Origin of the sequence: Streptomyces sp. ICC1, from assembly GCF_003287935.1 — a bacterium.
GTDB classification, from domain to species: Bacteria; Actinomycetota; Actinomycetes; order Streptomycetales; family Streptomycetaceae; genus Streptomyces; species Streptomyces tritrimontium.
This window is the reverse complement of sequence record NZ_CP030287.1, coordinates 242,406-262,838: the sequence shown is the minus strand read 5'-3', so window position 1 is coordinate 262,838 and position 20,433 is coordinate 242,406. Positions and strand designations below refer to the sequence as shown.

The window sequence follows — 20,433 nt, the reverse complement described above, 5'->3', positions numbered from 1 at the left end:
CGATGCACAAGACGCTGATCGTGACCAACGACTTCCCGCCGCGGCCGGGGGGCATCCAGGCCTTCCTCCACAACATGGCGCTGCGGCTGGACCCCGACCGCGTCGTCGTCTACGCCTCCACCTGGAAGCACTCCGCCGAGGGCCGGGAAGCCACCGCCGCCTTCGACGCGGAGCAGCCCTTCCAGGTCGTGCGCGACCGGACGACGATGCTGCTGCCCACCCCGAGGGTGACCCGGCGGGCGGTGGGCCTGCTGCGCGAACACGGCTGCGAGTCCGTGTGGTTCGGGGCCGCGGCCCCGCTCGGCCTGATGGGCCCCGCGCTGCGCCGGGCCGGCGCCCGGCGGATCGTGGCGACCACGCACGGGCACGAGGCGGGCTGGGCCCAGCTGCCGGGCGCCAGGCAGCTGCTGCGGCGCATCGGCGAGGGCACGGACACGCTGACCTACCTGGGCGAGTACACGCGTTCGCGGATCGCCTCGGCCGTGACGGACCGGGCGGCGGCGCGGATGGCGCAGCTCCCGCCCGGAGTCGACGAGAAGACCTTCCACCCCGGGTCGGGCGGGGACGCGGTCCGGGCCCGGCTCGGGCTGTCGGACCGGCCGGTCGTGGTGTGCGTCTCGCGCCTCGTCCCCCGCAAGGGCCAGGACACCCTGATCGAGGCGATGCCGCGGATCCTGGCGGCGGTGCCCGACGCGGTGCTGCTCGTCGTGGGCGGCGGCCCGTACGGGGCGGACCTGCGCAAGCTGGCCGCCGCCACGGGGGTCGCCTCCTCGGTGGTCTTCACGGGCGCGGTCCCGTGGTCGGAACTGCCCGCCCACTACGGCGCGGGCGACGTCTTCGCGATGCCGTGCCGCACCCGGCGGGGCGGGCTGGACGTGGAGGGCCTGGGCATCGTCTACCTCGAAGCCTCCGCGACGGGCCTGCCCGTGGTCGCGGGCGACTCGGGCGGGGCCCCGGACGCGGTGCTGGACGGGGAGACGGGCTGGGTGGTGCCCGGCGGCGCCCCGGCGGACGCGGCGGACCGCGTCGTGGCCCTGCTCCGGGACCCCGACCTGCGCCGCCGCATGGGCGAGCGCGGCCGGGCCTGGGTCGAGGAGAAGTGGCGCTGGGACCTGCTGGCGGACCGGCTGCGCGAGCTGCTCTGAGAGCCCGCCCAGGGCCCTTCCGGTAGCAGAAGGGGTGAGGACCGGCCATGGCTGACCGTCACTCAGATATATGTCAGCACGGACTCTGGGGGTATCGGGGCATCCGCCCCATCATGCCGCCATGACACCCAAACTGACGCGCCGTCATCTTCTGGGGATCGGCGCCCTGCAGACGGCGGCGGCCCTCGGCTTCACCCGCATCGGCCTGCAGTCCGCGGCCGCCGCCGAACCCGCGGCCGCGCACTACGCCCCCGCCATCGTCGTCGGCTCCGGCTACGGTTCGGCCGTCGCCGCGCTGCGCCTCGGGCAGGCCGGGGTGCGGACCGTCGTGCTGGAGATGGGACGGCTCTGGGACACCCCCGGGCCCGACGGGAAGGTCTTCCCCTCCACCTCCGCCCCCGACCAGCGCTCCATGTGGTTCCGCAACCGCACCGAGGCCCCGCTCGCCCAGTTCCTCTGGCTGGACGTGGTCAACCGCAACATCAGCCCGTACCCCGGCGTCCTGGACCGCGTGAACTACGGGGACATGTCGGTGTACGTGGGCCGCGGCGTCGGCGGCGGCTCCCTCGTCAACGGCGGCATGGCGCCCACGCCGAAGCGCTCGTACTTCACCGAGGTCATGCCCCGGGTGGACGCCGACGAGATGTACGGCACGTACTACCCCCGCGCCCGCGCCATGCTCGGGGTCAACGACATCGACCCGGCCTGGTTCGAGTCCACCGAGTGGTACCGCTTCGCCCGGATCTCCCGCAAGCACGCCCAGAAGGCCGGTCTGCGGACCACCTTCGTCCCCAACGTCTACGACTTCGCGTACATGAAGCGCGAGGCCGCCGGCACCGCCGCGAAGTCCGCGCTCGCCGGCGAGGTCATCTACGGAAACAACCACGGCAAGAAGAGCGTCGACAAGACCTACCTCGCCGCCGCCCTCGGCACCGGCAACGTCACCATCGAGACCATGCAGCGCGTGGTCGGCGTACGGCAGGACCCGGCCGGAGGCTACGTCCTCACCGTCCAGACCAGCGACCTCACCGGCCGCGTCACCCAGGTCCGCGAACTCGGCTGCAAGCAGCTCTTCCTCGGCGCCGGCAGCCTCGGCACCACCGAGATCCTGCTGCGCGCCCGCGAGACCGGCACGCTGCCCGCCCTGAACGACAAGGTGGGCCTCGGCTGGGGCCCCAACGGCAACGTCATGACCGCCCGCGCCAACCACCTGTGGGACACGGTCGGCGCCAACCAGGCCACCATGCCCGCCCTCGGCATCGACGACTGGGACAACGCCTCGAACCCGGTCTTCGCCGAGATCGCCCCGCTCCCGATGGGGTTCGAGCACTGGATCTCGATGTACCTGGCCATCACCAAGAACCCGGAGCGCGGGCGCTTCACCTACGACGCGGCCAGCGACTCGGCGAAGCTCCAGTGGACCCGGGACCAGAACACCCCGTCGGTCCAGGCCGCCAAGCGACTCTTCGACCGGATCAACCGGGCCAACTTCACCATCTACCGCTACGACCTGTTCGGCGACAACAAGAACTTCGCCGACGACTTCACCTACCACCCGCTGGGCGGCTGCGTCCTCGGTGACGCGACCGACGACTTCGGCCGCGTCAAGGGCTACCAGGGCCTCTACGCCACCGACAGCTCGCTGATCCCCGGATCGCTCGGCGTGAACCCCTTCGTGACCGTCACCGCGCTTGCGGAACGGAACATGGCGCGGGTCCTCGCCGAGGACCCGCGCTAAGCCCCCGCCGGGCCGTCAGCCCCGGTAGAGCGCTTCGATCTCGTCCGCGAAGTCCTTCGCCACGACATTCCGCTTCAGCTTCAGCGAAGGCGTGACGTGCCCGGACTCCTCCGTGAACTGGGAGGGAAGAATGCGGAATTTCCGCACCGATTCCGCCTTGGAAACCGCCGCGTTGCCGTCGTCCACGGCCTTCTGGACGGCGGCGATGAGGTCCGCGTCCTCCCGCAGCTCCGCCGCCGTCACACCGGCCGGCTTGCCGTGCTCCGCCGCCCACCGGCCGAGGAACTCCTCGTCGATGGTGACCAGCGCGGCCACGAACGGCCGCGCGTCGCCGACCACCATGCACTCCGCGACCAGCGCGTGCGCCCGGATCCGGTCCTCGATCACCGCGGGCGCCACGTTCTTGCCGCCCGCAGTGACGATGAGCTCCTTCTTGCGCCCGGTGATCGTGAGGTAGCCGTCCTCGTCGAGCGTGCCGACGTCGCCCGTGTGGAACCAGCCGTCGGTCAGCGCGTCGGCGGTGGCCGTCTCGTTCTTCCAGTACCCCTGGAAGATCTGCTCGCCGTGCAGCAGCACCTCGCCGTCGTCCGCGATGCGCACCACGGAGCCCGGCATGGGCTGGCCGACCGTACCGATCTTCTGCTTGTCCCACGGGTTGAAGGTGGTGGCCGCGCAGGACTCCGTCAGGCCGTAGCCCTCCAGCACCGTGAAGCCGATGCCCCGGAAGAAGTGCCCGAGCCGCTCGCCCAGCGGGGCCCCGCCGGAGATCGCGTACTCGCCGCGCCCGCCGAGGACCGCGTGCAGCTTGCTGTAGACCAGCTTCGTGAAGACCTTGTGCTTGAGCTTCAGCCCGAAGGACGGCCCGCGCGGGGTGTCCAGCGCGCGGCTGTACGCGATCGCCGTCTCGGCCGCCGCGTCGAAGATCTTGCCCTTGCCGTCGGCCTGCGCCTTGGCGCGCGCCGAGTTGTAGACCTTCTCGAAGACCCGCGGCACACCGAGGATCAGCGTCGGCCTGAAGGACTGCAGCTCGTCCGTGAGGTTCTTGATGTCCGGTACGCAGCCCAGCCGGATCGGCGCCAGCACGGCCGCCACCTCCACCAGGCGCCCGAAGACGTGCGCGGCCGGAAGGAAGAGCAGCACCGAGCACTCGCCGGTCTTGAACAGCGGCTTCAGTCGCTCCACGGCGTTGCCGCACTCGGCGAAGAAGTTGCGGTGGGTCAGCACGCAGCCCTTGGGGCGGCCGGTGGTGCCCGAGGTGTAGACGATGGTGGCCGGGTCGTCGGCATTGGCCAGGCCGCTGCGCTCGTCGACCTCGGCGTCGGTGACCCCGACGCCCGCGTTCTCCAGCGTCGCCAGCGCGCCGCGCTCGATCTCCCAGACCTCGCGCAGCTCCGGCAGCCGGTCGCGCAGCGCTTCCACGGCCGCGCTGTGCCCGGGGCTCTCGACGATCGCGGCGACCGCGCCGGAGTCGCCGAGGATCCACTGGATCTGCTCGGGGGAGCTGGTCTCGTACACGGGGACGGTGACGGCGCCCGCGCTCCAGATCGCGAAGTCGACCAGCACCCACTCGTAGCGGGTGCGGGAGATCAGGGCGACGCGGTCGCCGGGCCGGATGCCGGCCGCGATCAGACCCTTCGCCGCGGCGCGGACCTCGGCGAGGAACTGCGTCGCCGAGACGTCCTGCCACTTGCCGTCGACCTTGCGCGCCATGACGGCGGTGTCGGGATGCTGAGCGGCGTTGCGGCGGATGAGATCCGTCAGGTTCCCGTCCGACGGGACCTCGTACAGGGCCGGAAGGCTGAACTCGCGCAAGACTGCTGCTCCTCTGGGCGCCATCGCCACCATGTGGACCGACCGGACGTTACCCACCGGTAGTGGGTTCCGGATAGAGGGAACCGGCCAGATGTTCCCTCCGTCACATGCCGCGGCCGTGTCCTGCCGACAGTAGTCGACCCCGTTTGCGACTCGGAAGTAACCGCAGGTCCGGCCGCCTGGCCCGATTCGCCACCAGCCGCGCCCAAGCGCCCCTAGGGTGGCGGGCATGGGTGGCACGAAGAGCGGGACAAGGATCCATGTGGTCAGCGACGTCCACGGCAACACCGAGGCGCTCGCCCGGGCCGGGGAAGGCGCCGACGCGCTGATCTGCCTCGGCGACCTCGTCCTCTTCCTCGACTACGCCGACCACTCGCGCGGCATCTTCCCCGACCTCTTCGGCGTCGAGAACGCCGACCGCATCGTCGAACTGCGCACCGCGCGCCGCTTCGAGGAGGCCCGCGAGTTCGCCCGCGGGCTGTGGGCCGGGCTGGACCGGGAACGGCTGGTCGAGGGCGCGGTGCGGCGCCAGTACGCGGAGATGTTCGCCGCCTTCCCCCGGCCCACCTACGCCACCTACGGCAACGTCGACATCCCCGCCCTGTGGGCCGAGTACGCGGGCCCCGGCCTGACCGTGCTCGACGGGCAGCGCGCCGAGATCGGCGGGCGGGTCTTCGGCTTCGTCGGCGGCGGGCTGCCCTCCCCGATGCGCACGCCGTACGAGGTGCCCGAGGAGGAGTACGCCGCCAAGGTGGAGGCCCTGGGCGACGTCGACGTGCTGTGCTCGCACATCCCGCCGGAGGTCCCGGAGCTCTGCTACGACACGGTGGCCCGGCGCTTCGAGCGGGGGAGCGGCGCGCTGCTCGCCGCGATCCGCCGGATGCGGCCGCGGTACGCCCTCTTCGGCCACGTCCACCAGCCGCTGGCCCGGCGGATGCGGATCGGCTCCACCGAGTGCGTGAACGTCGGCCACTTCGCGGCCACGGGAAGGCCGTGGGCCCTGGAGTGGTGAAGCCCGGCCGCGCGATAGCCTTCACGCGGCGGCCTGGGCCCCTGGGGCCGTCCGCACACTTCCTCGAACACTCCCCGGAGGAGCGACCGCGATGGCGGAACACACCAGCTCGAGCATCACGATCGAGGCGTCACCTGCCGACGTCATGGCCGTGATCGCCGACTTCGCCCGCTACCCCGAGTGGACCGGCGAGGTGAAGGAGGCCGAGGTGCTGGGCACCGACGCCGAGGGCCGGGCCCAGAAGGTCAGGCTGCTGCTCGACGCGGGCGCGATCAAGGACGACCACACGCTGGCGTACACCTGGCCGGCCGAGAACGTGGTCAGCTGGACGCTGGACAAGTCCCAGATGCTGCGGCAGCTGGACGGCTCGTACCTGCTGGCGCCGCTGGGCGACGGGACGCGGACCGAGGTCACCTACCAGCTGACCGTGGACGTCAAGATCCCGATGCTGGGCATGATCAAGCGCAAGGCGGAGAAGGTCATCATCGACCGGGCGCTGGCCGGCCTGAAGAAGCGGGTCGAGGCCGCGTAGCACCTCCCCGGGCGCTGCCCGGACCCGGTCCTCACACGCCGGACGGGCTGAAACACAGCCCCGCCGGCGCTCGAGGCGCGGGTCCGGGCCGGCCCCCCGGCCACAGCACTAGGAGCACCATGCACACCCTCCTCGTCACCGGCCCCGGAGGGGCGGGGCGGAGCACCGTCGCGGCCGCCACCGCGCTCGCCGCCGCACGGCAAGGGCACCGCGTGCTGCTGCTCAGCGCCGACCCGGGCGACCCGCCCGCCGCCCCCCAGGGCAGCCTGCGCGTCGCCCGCGTCGACTCCGGCGAGGAGTTCCGCCAGGAGCTCGTCTCGCTGCAAGAGCGCGGCTCCGCGCTCCTCGGGATGCTCGGCGCCCGCCCGCTCGGCGCCGACGAGCTCACCGAACTGCCCGGCGCCGAACAGTTCGCCCTGCTCCGCGCCCTGCGCCGGGCCGCCGCCGAGCCCGGCACCGACCTCGTCGTCGTCGACATGCCCCCGCTGCACCAGGCGGTGGCCACCCTCGCCCTCCCCGCCCAGCTGCGCCGCTACCTCGCCCGGCTGCTCCCCGCCGAGCGCCAGGCCGCCCGCGCCCTGCGCCCCGTACTGGCCCAGCTCGCCGGGGTGCCCATGCCCGCGCAGTGGCTGTACGAGGCCGCCGCCCGCTGGGACGAGGAGCTGGCGGCCGTCCAGGCCGTCGTGGAGGCGCCCACCACCTCGGTCCGGCTCGTCGCGGAGCCCGGACCCGCCGCCGACGCCGCGCTGCGCCTCGGCCGGCTCGGACTCGCGCTGCAGCAGCTGCCCGTCTCCGCGCTCGTGGCCAACCGGATGCTGCCCGGCGGGTCAGCCGACCCCTGGCTCGCGGGACTCGCCGCCCAGCAGGAGGAGTACGCCGCCCGGTGGGCCGGCGAGGAAGGCCTCCCGGTGCTGCGCGTACCCCACCTCGGGCGGGACCCGCGGGGCCCCGAGGACCTGGCGGCCCTGGCCCCCGCCCCGGCCGCCGCCACGGCGCCGCGCCCCGACTGGGCCGTCGAGGACCGGCTCGCCGAGGACGGGGTGCTGCTCTGGAGCATCCCCCTGCCCCGGGCCGAGAAGCCCGAGCTCGACCTGATCCGGCGCGGCGACGAGCTGCTGCTCACGGTGGGCCCGTACCGCAGGATCGTTCCGCTGCCCGCGGTGCTGCGCCGCTGCACGGTCTCCGGCGCCGCCCTCACCGCCGGCGAGCTCCGCATCCGCTTCACCCCGGACCCCGGCCTGTGGCCGCGGACGGGCTGACACCGGCACGCGGCCCCGTACCGCCGTTCGGGTACCGTCGAAGGTAGTACGCACCCGCACGCCCAGCCGCCGCCGCAGGAGAGTCCGCCATGAGCGAGGCCACCGACCGACCCACCGACGCCTCCGCCGACGAGAACGCCTGGGCGGAGGCCTGCGCCGAGGACCTCGCCGCGGAGAAGGAACGCCGCAGGTCGGAGCAGGGCGCCGGATCCGGGGCCGGGAACGGGACCGCCGCCGAAGAGCTCTTCAAGCTGTTCGAGGCCGTCGCCGACAAGGTCTCGGCGCTGAACAACCCGCTCCTCGGCGTCGCCGCCCAGGGCGCCGTCCGGCAGTTCGTCAACCAGGCGAAGACCGCCGCCAAGCCCGTCATCGAGCGCAACCCCGAGGTCTTCGACCACCTCGCGGCCGCCGGTTCGGAGCTGCTCGCCGCCTACCGCTCGGCGGTCGAGGGCCACGAGCGCCGCTGGACGCGCGAGGAGCCCCGCGACCGGCCGGGCAAGCCCTCCGGCGACCACCCAGGCAATCCGTCGGGCAATCCGTCCGGCGAGCGGCCCCGCGGCAAGGACGAGGGCAAGGACGAGGGCGAGGGCGGCGGCGCCCCCGCCGAGCGCATCGATCTCGACTGATCCTCTTCCCCACTCGGGTACCGTTGGCGGCGGCGGGGTTTGACCGGAAACCGAGGGACTAATGGGACTCACCATCGGCGTCGACATCGGCGGCACGAAGATCGCGGCCGGCGTGGTCGACGAAGACGGCACCATCCTTGAGACGTACAAGGTGCCCACCCCGCCGACACCGGACGGAGTGACGGACGCGATCTGCGCCGCAGTGTCCGAGGTCAGCAGCAACCACACCATCGACGCGGTGGGCATCGGCGCCGCCGGATACGTCGACGACAAGCGCGCGACCGTGCTCTTCGCGCCGAACATCAACTGGCGCCACGAGCCGCTCAAGGACAAGGTCGAGCAGCGCATCGGCCTGCCCGTGGTCGTCGAGAACGACGCAAACTGCGCGGCCTGGGGCGAGTACCGCTTCGGCGCCGGCCAGGGCCACGAGGACGTCATCTGCATCACGCTCGGCACGGGCCTGGGCGGCGGCATCATCATCGGCAACAAGCTCCGGCGCGGACGCTTCGGCGTCGCCGCCGAATTCGGCCACATCCGGGTCGTCCCGGACGGCCTGCTGTGCGGCTGCGGCAGCCAGGGCTGCTGGGAGCAGTACGCCTCCGGGCGGGCGCTCGTCCGGTACGCGAAGCAGCGCGCCAACGCGACCCCCGAGAACGCGACGGTCCTGCTCGCACTCGGCGACGGCACCCCCGAGGGCATCGAGGGCAAGCACATCAGCGAGGCCGCCCGCCAGGGCGACCTGGTGGCCGTCGACTCCTTCCGCGAACTCGCCCGCTGGGCCGGCGCCGGCCTCGCGGACCTGGCCTCGCTCTTCGACCCCTCGGCGTTCATCGTCGGCGGCGGCGTCTCCGACGAGGGCGACCTGGTCCTCGACCCGATCCGCAAGTCCTTCAAGCGCTGGCTGATCGGCGGCGCCTGGCGGCCGCACGCCCAGGTGCTCGCGGCGCAGCTGGGCGGCCGAGCCGGCCTGGTCGGCGCGGCGGACCTGGCCCGCCAGGGCTGACCCCCGTCCCGATTCGCCCCGCTGCCCGCCGTGCCCTCCCGGGTGCGGCGGGCAGTCTGGTTATGTTTCCCGGTATGGAACTCGCCGAGCTGCCCAACTCCCGTACCGAAGCCGATGGTTCCGCCGTGATCCGGGTGCTCTCCTACAACGTCCGCTCGCTGCGCGACGACGAGGACGCGCTGGCCCGGGTGATCCGCGCCTGCGCGCCCGACCTGGTGTGCGTACAGGAGGCGCCGCGGTTCTTCCGGTGGCGCAAGCACGCCGCGCGGCTCGCCAAGAAGAGCGGCCTCGTGGTCCTGTCGGGCGGCGCGACGGCGGCGGGGCCGCTGCTCCTGTGCTCGCTGCGGGCCTTCGTGGAGCGGACCGAGGACGTGCTGCTGCCCCTGACGCCGGGGCGCCACCGCAGGGGCTTCGCGACCGCCGTGGTCCGCTTCGGGGCGGCCCGGGTGGGCGTGGTCAGCGCCCACCTGTCGCTGGAGAGGCGGGAGAGGCAGGCCCAGGCGGGTCTGCTGCTGGACCGGGTCGCCTCGATGGACACCCCGTACGCGATCGCGGCGGGCGACCTGAACGAGGGCCCGGACGGCGCCGCGTTCGGGCGGCTGGCGCAGGCGCTCCAGGACTGCCGGGCGGTGGCGCCGTGGGGCGGCGCGGCCACGTTCCCGCCGGGGGCGCCGTCGCGGCGGATCGACGCGGTCTTCGCCACGCGGGGGGTCCAGGTACTGGCCTGCGGTGTCCCGGCCGGCCTGCCGGGAGTCACGTCCGCGGACCTGCTGGCGGCCACGGACCACCTCCCGGTCCTGGCCGCCCTCCGCCTCCCGGCGGTGTAGGCCGGCTCCTCCGTCCCTGACTAGACGACCGCGCCGCGGCCCGGGTCGTCGTCCTCGTCGTCACCCTGGGACATGCGCGCCACCAGCGTCGCGAAGCCGCCCAGGAAGCCGCCGATGCCCAGAGTGGTCAGCCACCACGTCATGTCCCACTGGAGCAGCACCGCCAGGAGCAGCAGCACCGGTCCGCCCACCACCGCGAGCCAGGCGAACTTCGAGGTCGCGTCGGCCTCCGGCAGGTCCGGCTCCGGGGGCACGAAGTGGCCCTCGTCCTTGGCGGAGTCGGGCAGGTCGTCCGGGTCGGCCAGCGAGTGGTCCCGCGGCCCGGCCATTCCGACGCCCGGGGCGAACACCACGGAACTGCCCAGGGCGGCCGCCGGGGCCGCCGGGGCCTCTGGGGGGTCGGGGGCTTCCTCGGCCTCCTGGACTTCCGGACCCTTCGGCTCGCCGGGGCTCCCGGCTTCGAGCGGTGCCACGTCATCCTCCGGCAGGAGCAGGTTCTCGATCGGCCGGAACGGTCTCGAGCCCGGCGGGTCCGCGGGCTCCTGTCCGTACCCGGCGACGATCGCCGCCCACGCCGCCTCCTCGTCCAGCGGGGGTACGCCCCCGGCGGACTCCTCGTGTTCAGCCACCGCTGGCCGCCCCCTCCCTGCCCACGCTCTCCGCCAGTCGACCGACGAACGCGTAACTGTCCGCGAAGATGCGCTCCGCGTCATGGTCCAACGTCGCGACGTGGTAGCTCTGTTCCAGCAGGGTCTCGGTGACGTCGGTGGAGGAGACCCGCGCCAGGATCCGCGCCGAGTCGGCCGGGCGTACGACGTGGTCCTGCGGGCTGTGCAGGAGCAGCAGCGGCTGCGTCACCTGCGGCAGCTCGGTGTCCAGCATCTGCAGGAACTTGCGCAGCGAGTGCGCGGCCCGGGTCGGGATCCGGTCGTAGCCGACCTCCTCCGAGCCCTGCTTGGCGATGTCGCTCGCGATGCCCGGCGTCGACCGCACGAAGTGCTTGACCACCGGAAGGGCGACGGCCAGCGGGTCGTGGACCTTGTTGACCGGGTTGACGAGAACGATCCCGCTGATCGAGTCCCCGTGCTTCGCCGCCAGCCGCAGCGTCAGCGCGCCGCCCATGGACAGCCCGAAGACGAACACCTGCTCGCAGCTCTCCAGCAGCTCCCGCAGCGCGCGGTCCACCTCGGCGTACCAGTCCTGCCATCCCGTGAGCTGCATGTCCTGCCAGCGCGTCCCGTGCCCGGGCAGCAGGGGCAGCGACACCGTCAGACCTCGCGCGGCCAGATGGTCCGCCCAGGGGCGCATCGACTGCGGGGAACCGGTGAAGCCGTGGCAGAGGAGGACGCCGACCTTTCCGCCCTCGTGGCGGGACGGCGCGGCTCCGGGGGGGACGGGCACCAGGGTCTCCTTCGAGGGGGGGTGGGGGGTGCGTAGCGCTGTGTGACTTCACCGTCCGCGACAGGGGTGGCACCGACCAGGGTCGTCGGGCCGCTGCGGGCGCGGGCCCGGGCATCCGTGCCCCGCGGCCGTCGGGCGGGTGGTGTACGGGGATGCCCGAGCCGGGCCGAACGTGCTCGGAAGCAGTGCCGGTTGCAGATCCTCGACCGCGCGTCCGGCCGGAGTGGAGCGACGGATCGAGGCCGGGCGTCCGGCGATCGCCGTCGGCGGTCGCCGGCTCGCGGGGAGACGGCCGGCCCGGCCCGGCTTGCGGCGACTCGACCGGCAGCGGCCGACATCGCCAGGAACGGTTAAGGTCTGTTCGACAGACACAGGAAGGCTTTCGAGTTGATCTACGGCGCAATGAAGTTCTCGATCGGCGGTTCCCTGAAGCTCGCCTTCAGGCCGTGGGTGGAGGGCCTCGAGAACATTCCCGCGGAGGGGCCGGCGATCCTCGCGAGCAACCACCTGTCCTTCTCCGACTCCTTCTTCCTCCCGGCCGTGCTGGACCGGAAGGTGACCTTCATCGCGAAGGCGGAGTACTTCACCTCCCCGGGGGTCAAGGGCAGGCTGACGGCGGCCTTCTTCAAGGGCGTCGGCCAGCTGCCCGTGGACCGCTCCGGCGCGCGCGGGGCCGGCGAGGCCGCGATCAAGAGCGGCATCGACGTCATCGAGCGCGGGGAGCTGTTCGGCATCTACCCCGAGGGGACGCGTTCACCCGACGGCAGGCTCTACCGCGGCAAGCCCGGCGGGCTCGCCCGGGTGGCGCTGGCCACCGGTGCGCCCGTCATCCCCGTCGCGATGATCGACACGGAGAAGATCCAGCCGCCCGGCAAGGTGGTTCCGAAGCTGATGCGTCCGGGTATCCGGATCGGAAAGCCGCTGGACTTCAGCCGCTACCAGGGCATGGACGGGGACCGCTTCATCCTCCGCTCGGTGACCGACGAGGTCATGTACGAGATCATGAAGCTCTCCGGCCAGGAGTACGTGGACATCTACGCGACGGCCGCGAAGCGGCAGATCGCCGACGCGGAGAAGGCCGTGGCCAAGAGCGAGAAGGCCGAGAAGGCGGAGAAGGCGCACGCGGCCGACAAGGCCGCGGACACCGACAAGTAACAGCACGCGGGCGCGCACCGCCCGTACGGGGTGGGGGAGATGGCGAAGCGCGAGCGCGTCGTACGCATGTCGGTCGAACAGCCGCTGTGGCGTGCCCTGACGGCCTACCGGCTGCTCACCATGGTCTACGCGGTACTGCTGTTCGCCTTCGCCCACAACAAGTTCGACCGCCCCTGGATCGCGGTCTGCTATCTCGCCGTCCTCGCCGGCTGGACCCTGCTCACCTCCCCCAAGGTGGCGAACGCCGCCAGCTGCACCAAGCGGTTCCTGTGCGCCGACCTCACCGTCGCCTGCGTGGGCATCCTGCTCACCCCGCTCGCGGACACCCACGAGCGGATCGCGGCCGGCGGACCCACCCTGCCGTCCATATGGACGGCGGGCGCCGTCCTGGCCTTCGCCATCAAGGGCGGCTGGCGCTGGGCCTGTTTCGCCTCCACCTTCGTCGCCGCCGCCAACCTGGTCCAGCGGGGCGAGCCCACCCGGGACACCCTGCACAACGTGCTGCTGGTCTGGGTCGCCTCCGTCGCCATCGGCTACGTCGTCGAGGTCGCCCGGGCCAGTGAGGCCACGCTCGCCCGTGCCCTGGAGATCGAGGCCGCCACCCGCGAGCGCGAACGCCTCGCCCGCGACATCCACGACGGGGTCCTCCAGGTCCTCGCCATGGTCCAGCGGCGGGGCACCGAACTGGGCGGGGAGGCCGCGGAGCTCGGCCGGATGGCGGGGGACCAGGAGGTCGCGCTGCGCACCTTGGTCTCCAGCGGGCTGGCGCGGCCCTCCAGGATCTCCGGCGACGAGTCGCTCGGCGCGCTCGTGGCCGCGTACGAGGTGGAGGAACCCGGCGCCGACGAGGGCGAGCTGGACCTGCGGACGCTCCTCGCCCCGCACGCCGGCTCCCGGGTGAGCTTCGCGGAGCCGGGCGCCCCGGTGCCGCTGCCGGTGCCCGCGGCGAAGGAGCTGGCCGCGGCGGTCGGGGCGGCCCTGGACAACGTGCGCAAGCACGCCGGCGAGGGGGCCAGCGCCTGGATCCTGGTCGAGGACTGGGGCGACGAGGTGATCGTGACCGTCCGCGACGACGGCCCGGGCATCCCGGCGGGCCGGCTCGACCAGGCCGAGGGCGAGGGCCGGATGGGCGTGGCCCTGTCCATCCGGGGCCGGCTGCGGGACCTCGGCGGCAGCGCCGAGCTGGTGTCCGTCCCCGGACAGGGCACCGAAGTGGAACTGAAAGTACCGAGGGGGAGCACCCAGTGATCGAGCACAGCGAGACCGGCCGGGGCGGCGACAACGCCGGCATCAAGGTCATGGTCGTCGACGACCACCCGATGTGGCGGGACGCGGTCGCCCGCGACCTGGCCGCCGCCGGCTTCGACCTGGTGGCCACCGCGGGCGACGGCCCGGAGGCGCTGCGCCGGGCCCGCGCCGCCGCCCCGCACGTGCTCGTCCTCGACCTCAACCTGCCGGGCATGCCCGGGGTCCAGGTCTGCAAGGAGCTGGTCGGCGCCGACCCGGCGCTGCGGGTCCTGGTCCTGTCCGCGAGCGGCGAGCACGCCGACGTACTGGAGGCGGTGAAGTCCGGCGCGACCGGCTACCTGCTGAAGTCGGCCGGGGCCCAGGAGCTCATCGACGCCGTCCGCCGCACGGCGGCCGGCGACCCCGTCTTCACCCCGGGCCTGGCCGGCCTGGTCCTCGGCGAGTACCGGCGCCTGGCCACCGACCCCGCGCCGGCCGCCGCCGACGAGCCGAAGGCCCCGCAGCTGACCGACCGCGAGACCGAGGTGCTGCGGCTGGTGGCCAAGGGACTCTCGTACAAGCAGATCGCGGAGCGCCTCGTCATCTCCCACCGCACGGTGCAGAACCACGTGCAGAACACCCTGGGCAAGCTCCAGCTGCACAACCGGGTGGAGCTCGTCCGCTACGCGATCGAGCGGGGCCTCGACGACGCGTAAGGGGTGAACAATTCCTCGTACGAGTGAACAGGCGTACGCAACATCCCGTAATTCCACCGGAATTGACCCTTTCTCAGGTCTTGCTGTGACCTGAGTCACCACTAGCGTGACCGTCATGCGGGCCCTGCGGCCTCAGCGGGCCCTGTGGCGAAGGGAAATTCCATGAAGGTCGGAGTGCTGACGGGCGGCGGGGACTGCCCCGGACTCAACGCGGTGATCCGCAGCGTCGTGCGCAAGGGCGTGCAGGAGTACGCCTACGAGTTCGTCGGGTTCCGGGACGGCTGGCGCGGCGCGGTCGAGGGCCGCACCGTCCCGCTCGACATCCCCGCCGTCCGCGGGATCCTGCCGCGCGGCGGCACCATCCTCGGCTCCTCGCGCACCAACCCGTTCAAGCTGGACGACGGCGTCCGCCTGATCAAGGAGAACCTCGCCAAGTACGAGGTCGACGCGCTCGTCGCGATCGGCGGCGAAGACACCCTGGGCGTGGCCGCGAAACTGTACGAGGAGTACGGAATCCCGTGCGTCGGGGTCCCGAAGACCATCGACAACGACCTGTCGGCCACCGACTACACCTTCGGCTTCGACACCGCGGTCGGCATCGCCACCGAGGCCATCGACCGGCTGCACACCACCGCCGAATCGCACATGCGCGTCCTGGTCGTCGAGGTGATGGGCCGGCACGCCGGCTGGATCGCCCTGCACTCGGGGCTCGCGGGCGGCGCCAACGTCATCCTCATCCCCGAGCAGCGCTTCGACGTGGACCAGGTGTGCGCCTGGGTGACCTCGCGGTTCAAGGCGAGCTACGCGCCGATCGTGTGCGTCGCCGAGGGTGCGATGCCCAAGGACGGCGAGATGGTGCTCAAGGACGGGACGAAGGACTCCTTCGGGCACGTCCGGCTGTCGGGCGTGGGCGAGTGGCTGGCCAAGGAGATCGAGGCGCGGACCGGCAAGGAGGCCCGTACGACGGTGCTCGGGCACGTCCAGCGGGGCGGCACGCCGAGCGCGTTCGACCGGTGGCTCGCGACCCGGTTCGGGCTGCACGCGATCGACGCCGTGCGCGACGGGGACTTCGGCAAGATGGTCGCGCTGAAGGGGACGGACATCGTGCGCGTGCCGATCGCCGAGGCCACGGCGAAGCTCAAGACGGTGGACCCGGCGCTGTACAAGGAGGCCGGAGTGTTCTTCGGCTGAGCCGGAGCGCGAAGGCGGACCGTGGGTCGTATGGTGACAGACGACCCATGGTCCGAGCATTTTGGCGCAGCACGGGAGCGAACGTGGAAATCCTGGCATTCGGGGTGCAAGGGGACGAGAAGCCGCTCATCGAGAAGGCCTTCGCGGGACAGCACGAGGTGCGCTGCCTGGACGTCTTCCTGAGCGAGGACACCGCCCCCATCGCGGCCGGGTACGAGATCGTGTCCTCGAGCGTGAACGCCGACCTGAACGGCCGGGTGCTGCAGACCCTGGCGGCGGGCGGCACCAAGATGATCGCCCAGCGCTCCACCGGCTTCAACAACATCGACCTGGAGGTCGCGCGCCGGCTCGGCCTGACGGTCAGCCGGGTGTCGTACTACTCCCCGTACTCGGTGGCCGAGTTCGCGTGGACCCTGGCCATGGCCGTGAACCGGCGGATCGTCCGCGCCTCGAACCGGACGCGGGACTTCGACTTCCGCCTCAACGGCCTGATGGGCCGCGACATGCGCGGCCGCACCGTGGGCGTCCTCGGAACCGGCAAGATCGGCGAGGCGTTCACCCGGATCGCGCACGGCTTCGGGATGAACCTGCTGGGCTGGGACGTGGCGCAGAACCCGGCGTGCGTGGAGCTGGGCATGAAGTACGTGGACAAGGACGAGCTGTTCGCGTCCTCGGACCTGATCAGCCTGCACGTCCCGCTGCTGGAGTCCACGCACCACATCATCGGCCCCGAGGCGCTGAAGACGATGAAGGACGACGCGATCCTGGTGAACTCCAGCCGGGGCGGCCTGGTGGACACGGACGCGCTGGTCACGGAGCTGCGGTCCGGACGCTTCGCCGGGGTCGGTCTGGACGTGTACGAGGCGGAGGCGGGGCTCTTCTTCCTGGACAAGTCCCTGGTGGTGGTCGAGGACGACACCCTGGCGCGGCTGATCACCTTCCCGAACGTGGTCGTCACCTCCCACCAGGCGTACTACACCCGCGACGCGGTGGGCCAGATCATCGACACCACGGTCGCCAACGTCGCGGACTACCTGGCGGGCCGCCGCTCGGAGAACACCCTCTCTCCTTCTTGACGCGCCGCACTCTCCCTCTTGACGCGCCGCTCGCGCGGTTCGGCCCCGGGGGGCCTCTCCGGCTTCGCGGCGCTGCGCCGGACTCCGTCCGGCGGAGCCCCGGGGGACGGGTCCGGGCAGCGGGTCCGGGCAGCGGGTCCGGGGCTATCCGCGGGCAGCGGCCACGCGGAGGCCCGCGATCAGGTCGCGGACCAGCTCCGCGCCGCGGAGGGTCAGGACCGACTCCGGGTGGAACTGGACCCCCGCGAAGCCCCCCGCCGCGGAGCGCAGCGCGTGGACCTCGCCCGTGGCGGGGTCCCGGGAGACCTCGATGCCCCGAAGGGCCAGGGACCGCTCCCGCTCCGCGGAGCAGTGCGCCGCGTACGTGTTGTAGAACCCGACGACCTCCTGCGCCCCGCCGAAGTACGGGATCCGCGTCTGCGCCCCCTGCGCGGGCTCGGCCTTGCGGACGAGCGGCAGCCCGAGCTCGGCGGCCAGCAGCTGGTGGCTCAGGCAGACCCCGAGCAGCCCGCCCCGGTGCCCGGCCAGCAGCTCCGCGGTCAGCTCGCGCATCGTGCGGATCTTCGGATCCCCGAAGTCCGCCGGGTCGCCCGGGCCGGGGCCGAGCACGATCGGCCCGTCCCAGGCCAGGGCCGCCGCGCGCAGACCCGGATCGTCGTAGCGGCGTACGGTCACCTCCAGCCCGGCCACCCGCAGCACGTGCCCCAGCATCGAGGTGAAGGTGTCCTCGCCGTCCACCACCAGTGCGTGGCCCGTCACCGCGGCCGGCCGCTCCTGCATCCGGAGCCAGAACGGCGCCAGGTCCTCGCGGCGAGCCGCCAGTGCCGCCTGGACCCGGGGGTCGTCGGCCAGCCGGGCCCCCGCGAAGGAGGGCCGGACCGCCGCCGGGCGCACCCCCAGCGCCGCGAGCACGCCCGCCGCCTTCGCGTGGGTCTCGGCGACCTCGCCCGCCGGGTCGGAGTGCCGGACCAGCGTGGCCCCGACCGGCACCCGCAGCGCGCCGTCCGCGGCGATGTCCGCCGTGCGGATCAGGATCGGCGAGTCCAGCGTCTGCGCGCCGGCGGCGTCGAGGCCCAGCAGGGCCAGCGCGCCCGCGTAGTAGGCCCGGCCCCCGGTCTCGTACCGCTCGATGACCCGGCAGGCGTTCTGGACCGGCGACCCGGTCACCGTGGCCGCGAACATGGTCTCCTTCAGGACCTCCCGCACGTCCAGTGAGGACCGGCCGCGCAGTTCGTACTCGGTGTGCGCGAGGTGCGCCATCTCCTTGAGCCGGGGCCCGACGACGACCCCGCCCATGTCGCCGACCGTGCACATCATCTTCAGTTCCTCGTCGACGACCATGGACAGCTCCTCGGTCTCCTTGCGGTCCCCGAGGAAGGACAGCACGGACTCCACGGAGGGGCCCTCGGCCGGATACCGGTACGTACCGCTGATCGGGTTCATCACGACGGTGCCGCCGGACATCCGCACGTGCACCTCGGGGCTGGCCCCGACGAGGGTGCGGTCCCCGGTGTGGACCACGTAGGTCCAGTACGCGCCCCGCTCGCCCTCCAGCAGCCGCCGGAACAGCGCGAGCGCGTCGGCGCGGCCGAAGCCCTCGATCCGGCCCCCGTAGGTGCGCCGGATGACGAAGTTCGCGCCTTCGCCCCGCCCGATCTCGTCCTCGATGACGCGCCGGACGGTGGCCGCGTACTCCTCGTCGGGGACGTCGAAGCCGCCTCCGTCGACCCGCACCTCGTGGTCCGGGAGGGCGGCCAGCGCCTCGGCGAGCGGGATCTCGTACGCCTCGTCCGCGACCAGCACGCTCAGCGGCGTGCCGTCGTCGCGCACGTCGAACCCGCGCTCCCGCATCTGGCGGAAGGGGACGAGGGCCAGCGCGGGCCGCTCGCCGACGGGGAGGTCGGCGAGGTGCTCGGCCTCGTGGACCGGGCCGATCAGGACCTCGACGGTGTCGTGGTCGCGGCCGGGGGTGCGGCGGCGCAGCAGGGCGAACGGCGGGGCCGAGTCGTCCAGCAGCGCGTGCAGGTCGAGCAGTCGGCTGGGGTCCATGGGCATCGACATGGAGGGGGCGTCCTTCCGGGTGGTGGAGGGACGGCCGGGGCTCCGCGAAAACAGCGAAGGCCGCCCCTCGGGGCGGCCTTCGCTTCGCTCGTGTCTTCAGGTACGCGCGAGAAGTGGGCCGCCGGGAGCGGGCCACCACCAGTTCTTGTTCGAGTGCGCGTACATGGCGTGAACCCTAGCCCACTGGTGCGGGTGAACGGGTGGGTAACACAGTGAGAGACATCCGTCTCACGTAGTGGTCGTCGGGCCGGGCGTGCCGTGTGACGCCGTAATGTGTGTGGGGTGACCGTGAACGCTGAAACCCAAGCCCCCGCCTTCAAGGCGACCTGGCGAGACCTTCCCGCGGCGCAGCAGCCTTCGTACCCCGATGCCGAGGCCCTGCGCGCTGTCGTCGCGGACCTCGAGTCGTATCCTCCGCTCGTTTTCGCGGGTGAGTGCGACCAGCTGCGCGCCCGTCTGGGAGCCGTCGCCAAGGGCGAGGCGTTCCTGCTGCAGGGCGGCGACTGCGCCGAGGCCTTCGATGCCGTCTCCGCCGACCACATCCGCGCCAAGCTGAAGACGCTGCTCCAGATGAGTGCCGTCCTGACGTACGCGGCCTCCGTGCCGGTCGTCAAGGTCGGCCGCATCGCGGGCCAGTACTCCAAGCCGCGCTCCAAGGACACCGAGACCCGCGACGGCATCACCCTGCCGACCTACCGCGGCGACTCCGTCAACGGCTTCCCCTTCACCGAAGAGGCCCGGATCCCGGACCCCGAGCGGCTGAAGCGGATGTACCACGCCTCCGCCTCGACGCTGAACCTGGTGCGCGCCTTCACCACCGGCGGCTACGCCGACCTGCGCCAGGTGCACGCCTGGAACCAGGACTTCGTGAAGTCCTCCCCGTCCGGGCAGCGCTACGAGCAGCTCGCGCGGGAGATCGACAACGCGCTGAACTTCATGAAGGCGTGCGGCACCGACCCGGCCGAGTTCAAGGCCGTCGAGTTCTACGCCTCCCACGAGGCGCTGCTCCTCGACTACGAGGGCGCCCTCACCCGTACGGACTCCCGCACCGGCCGGCTGTACGACACCTCGGGCCACATGGTCTGGATCGGTGAGCGCACCCGCCAGCTGGACCACGCGCACATCGAGTTCTGCTCGCAGATCGCCAACCCGATCGGCATCAAGCTCGGCCCCACCACCACGGTGGACGAGGCGCTGACCTACATCGACCGCCTGGACCCCGAGCGCGAGCCGGGCCGGCTGACCTTCGTCGTCCGCATGGGCGCCGACAAGGTCCGCGACAAGCTCCCCGAGCTGGTCGAGAAGGTCACCGCCTCCGGCGCGACCGTCGCGTGGGTCACCGACCCGATGCACGGCAACACCTTCGAGGCGGCTTCCGGCCACAAGACGCGCCGTTTCGACGACGTGCTCGACGAGGTCAAGGGCTTCTTCGAGGTCCACAAGGGCCTCGGCACCCACCCGGGCGGCATCCACGTCGAGCTCACCGGTGACGACGTCACCGAGTGCGTGGGCGGCGGCGACGAGATCTTCGTCGACGACCTCCACCAGCGCTACGAGACGGCCTGTGACCCGCGCCTGAACCGCAGCCAGTCCCTGGACCTGGCGTTCTTGGTCGCGGAGATGTACCGGGACCAGTAGGCGGACAGCTCGCT

The 20,433-nt window shown here is 72.4% G+C and carries 18 protein-coding genes; 14 read left to right on the top strand and 4 right to left on the bottom strand.

Features of this window, described 5'->3' with window-relative positions; translation table 11 throughout:
- The first annotated feature begins 2 nt into the window (after positions 1-2).
- Positions 3-1,145, top strand: a complete 1,143-nt coding sequence (locus DRB96_RS01215) for a glycosyltransferase family 4 protein (RefSeq protein ID WP_112446361.1) — start codon at positions 3-5, stop codon at positions 1,143-1,145.
- Positions 1,146-1,266: 121 nt separating this feature from the next.
- Entirely contained in the window at positions 1,267-2,883 is a 1,617-nt protein-coding gene (locus DRB96_RS01210; protein ID WP_112446360.1) for a GMC oxidoreductase, read from the top strand.
- 15 nt (positions 2,884-2,898) lie between these two features.
- Here DRB96_RS01210 and DRB96_RS01205 read toward each other — a convergent pair whose 3' ends face one another.
- On the bottom strand, positions 2,899-4,695 hold the full coding sequence (locus DRB96_RS01205) for an AMP-dependent synthetase/ligase (protein WP_112446359.1): 1,797 nt from the start codon (positions 4,693-4,695) through the stop codon (positions 2,899-2,901).
- A gap of 229 nt (positions 4,696-4,924) precedes the next feature.
- Here DRB96_RS01205 and DRB96_RS01200 point away from each other — a divergent pair, with 229 nt between their 5' ends.
- The 6 genes from DRB96_RS01200 (at position 4,925) to DRB96_RS01175 (ending at position 9,954) form a co-directional block, all read left to right on the top strand.
- Positions 4,925-5,707, top strand: a complete 783-nt coding sequence (locus DRB96_RS01200) for a metallophosphoesterase (RefSeq protein WP_112446358.1) — start codon at positions 4,925-4,927, stop codon at positions 5,705-5,707.
- 91 nt (positions 5,708-5,798) lie between these two features.
- Positions 5,799-6,239, top strand: a complete 441-nt coding sequence (locus DRB96_RS01195) for an SRPBCC family protein (RefSeq protein WP_112446357.1) — start codon at positions 5,799-5,801, stop codon at positions 6,237-6,239.
- A gap of 119 nt (positions 6,240-6,358) precedes the next feature.
- The gene (locus tag DRB96_RS01190) at positions 6,359-7,498 is read left to right on the top strand and encodes an ArsA-related P-loop ATPase (RefSeq protein ID WP_112446356.1); all 1,140 of its coding nucleotides are present in this window, start codon (positions 6,359-6,361) and stop codon (positions 7,496-7,498) included.
- Between the two features lie 89 nt (positions 7,499-7,587).
- Positions 7,588-8,124: a DUF5304 domain-containing protein gene (locus tag DRB96_RS01185; RefSeq protein WP_112446355.1), complete on the top strand. Its 537-nt coding sequence runs from the start codon at positions 7,588-7,590 to the stop codon at positions 8,122-8,124.
- A gap of 61 nt (positions 8,125-8,185) precedes the next feature.
- On the top strand, positions 8,186-9,127 hold the full coding sequence (locus DRB96_RS01180) for an ROK family glucokinase (protein ID WP_112446354.1): 942 nt from the start codon (positions 8,186-8,188) through the stop codon (positions 9,125-9,127).
- A 74-nt stretch (positions 9,128-9,201) separates the two neighbouring features.
- Positions 9,202-9,954 (top strand): endonuclease/exonuclease/phosphatase family protein, encoded by a 753-nt coding sequence (locus DRB96_RS01175; protein WP_112446353.1) that lies wholly within the window; start codon positions 9,202-9,204, stop codon positions 9,952-9,954.
- A gap of 20 nt (positions 9,955-9,974) precedes the next feature.
- Here DRB96_RS01175 and DRB96_RS01170 read toward each other — a convergent pair whose 3' ends face one another.
- Positions 9,975-10,583, bottom strand: coding sequence for a hypothetical protein (locus DRB96_RS01170; protein WP_112446352.1), 609 nt, complete (start codon positions 10,581-10,583; stop codon positions 9,975-9,977).
- On the bottom strand, positions 10,576-11,355 hold the full coding sequence (locus DRB96_RS01165) for an alpha/beta fold hydrolase (protein WP_204357604.1): 780 nt from the start codon (positions 11,353-11,355) through the stop codon (positions 10,576-10,578). Before DRB96_RS01165 ends, DRB96_RS01170 begins: the two co-directional genes overlap by 8 nt.
- A 387-nt stretch (positions 11,356-11,742) precedes the next feature.
- Between DRB96_RS01165 and DRB96_RS01160 the strand changes: the two genes are divergently transcribed.
- The 5 genes from DRB96_RS01160 to DRB96_RS01140 all read left to right on the top strand — a co-directional run bounded on the left by DRB96_RS01160 (position 11,743) and on the right by DRB96_RS01140 (position 16,720).
- Positions 11,743-12,510, top strand: coding sequence for a lysophospholipid acyltransferase family protein (locus DRB96_RS01160; protein WP_112446350.1), 768 nt, complete (start codon positions 11,743-11,745; stop codon positions 12,508-12,510).
- 39 nt (positions 12,511-12,549) lie between these two features.
- Complete coding sequence (locus DRB96_RS01155; protein WP_112446349.1) at positions 12,550-13,758, top strand: DUF5931 domain-containing protein; 1,209 nt, start codon at positions 12,550-12,552, stop codon at positions 13,756-13,758.
- 50 nt (positions 13,759-13,808) lie between these two features.
- Positions 13,809-14,453: a response regulator transcription factor gene (locus DRB96_RS01150; protein WP_112453127.1), complete on the top strand. Its 645-nt coding sequence runs from the start codon at positions 13,809-13,811 to the stop codon at positions 14,451-14,453.
- Between the two features lie 162 nt (positions 14,454-14,615).
- Entirely contained in the window at positions 14,616-15,644 is a 1,029-nt protein-coding gene (locus tag DRB96_RS01145; RefSeq protein WP_112446348.1) for a 6-phosphofructokinase, read from the top strand.
- Positions 15,645-15,727: 83 nt separating this feature from the next.
- Complete coding sequence (locus DRB96_RS01140; RefSeq protein WP_112446347.1) at positions 15,728-16,720, top strand: 2-hydroxyacid dehydrogenase; 993 nt, start codon at positions 15,728-15,730, stop codon at positions 16,718-16,720.
- Positions 16,721-16,864: 144 nt separating this feature from the next.
- On the opposite strand, the gene DRB96_RS01135 is transcribed toward DRB96_RS01140, so the two are convergent.
- Positions 16,865-18,775 carry an anthranilate synthase family protein gene (locus DRB96_RS01135; protein ID WP_239516726.1) on the bottom strand — a complete coding sequence of 637 codons (1,911 nt, stop codon included), beginning with the start codon at positions 18,773-18,775 and terminating at the stop codon, positions 16,865-16,867.
- A gap of 288 nt (positions 18,776-19,063) precedes the next feature.
- Here DRB96_RS01135 and DRB96_RS01130 point away from each other — a divergent pair, with 288 nt between their 5' ends.
- Complete coding sequence (locus tag DRB96_RS01130) at positions 19,064-20,419, top strand: 3-deoxy-7-phosphoheptulonate synthase class II (protein WP_112446346.1); 1,356 nt, start codon at positions 19,064-19,066, stop codon at positions 20,417-20,419.
- Positions 20,420-20,433: the final 14 nt, after the last annotated feature.

Bases quoted from the DNA above. Each gene is read 5' to 3' on its own strand.
- DRB96_RS01215 (WP_112446361.1), top strand. From the start codon at position 3: ATGCACAAGACGCTGATCGTGACCAACGACTTCCCGCCGCGGCCGGGG.
- DRB96_RS01210 (WP_112446360.1), top strand. From the start codon at position 1,267: ATGACACCCAAACTGACGCGCCGTCATCTTCTGGGGATCGGCGCCCTG.
- DRB96_RS01200 (WP_112446358.1), top strand. From the start codon at position 4,925: ATGGGTGGCACGAAGAGCGGGACAAGGATCCATGTGGTCAGCGACGTC.
- DRB96_RS01195 (WP_112446357.1), top strand. From the start codon at position 5,799: ATGGCGGAACACACCAGCTCGAGCATCACGATCGAGGCGTCACCTGCC.
- DRB96_RS01190 (WP_112446356.1), top strand. From the start codon at position 6,359: ATGCACACCCTCCTCGTCACCGGCCCCGGAGGGGCGGGGCGGAGCACC.
- DRB96_RS01185 (WP_112446355.1), top strand. From the start codon at position 7,588: ATGAGCGAGGCCACCGACCGACCCACCGACGCCTCCGCCGACGAGAAC.
- DRB96_RS01180 (WP_112446354.1), top strand. From the start codon at position 8,186: ATGGGACTCACCATCGGCGTCGACATCGGCGGCACGAAGATCGCGGCC.
- DRB96_RS01175 (WP_112446353.1), top strand. From the start codon at position 9,202: ATGGAACTCGCCGAGCTGCCCAACTCCCGTACCGAAGCCGATGGTTCC.
- DRB96_RS01155 (WP_112446349.1), top strand. From the start codon at position 12,550: ATGGCGAAGCGCGAGCGCGTCGTACGCATGTCGGTCGAACAGCCGCTG.
- DRB96_RS01150 (WP_112453127.1), top strand. From the start codon at position 13,809: ATGGTCGTCGACGACCACCCGATGTGGCGGGACGCGGTCGCCCGCGAC.
- DRB96_RS01145 (WP_112446348.1), top strand. From the start codon at position 14,616: ATGAAGGTCGGAGTGCTGACGGGCGGCGGGGACTGCCCCGGACTCAAC.
- DRB96_RS01135 (WP_239516726.1), bottom strand. From the start codon at position 18,775: ATGCCCATGGACCCCAGCCGACTGCTCGACCTGCACGCGCTGCTGGAC.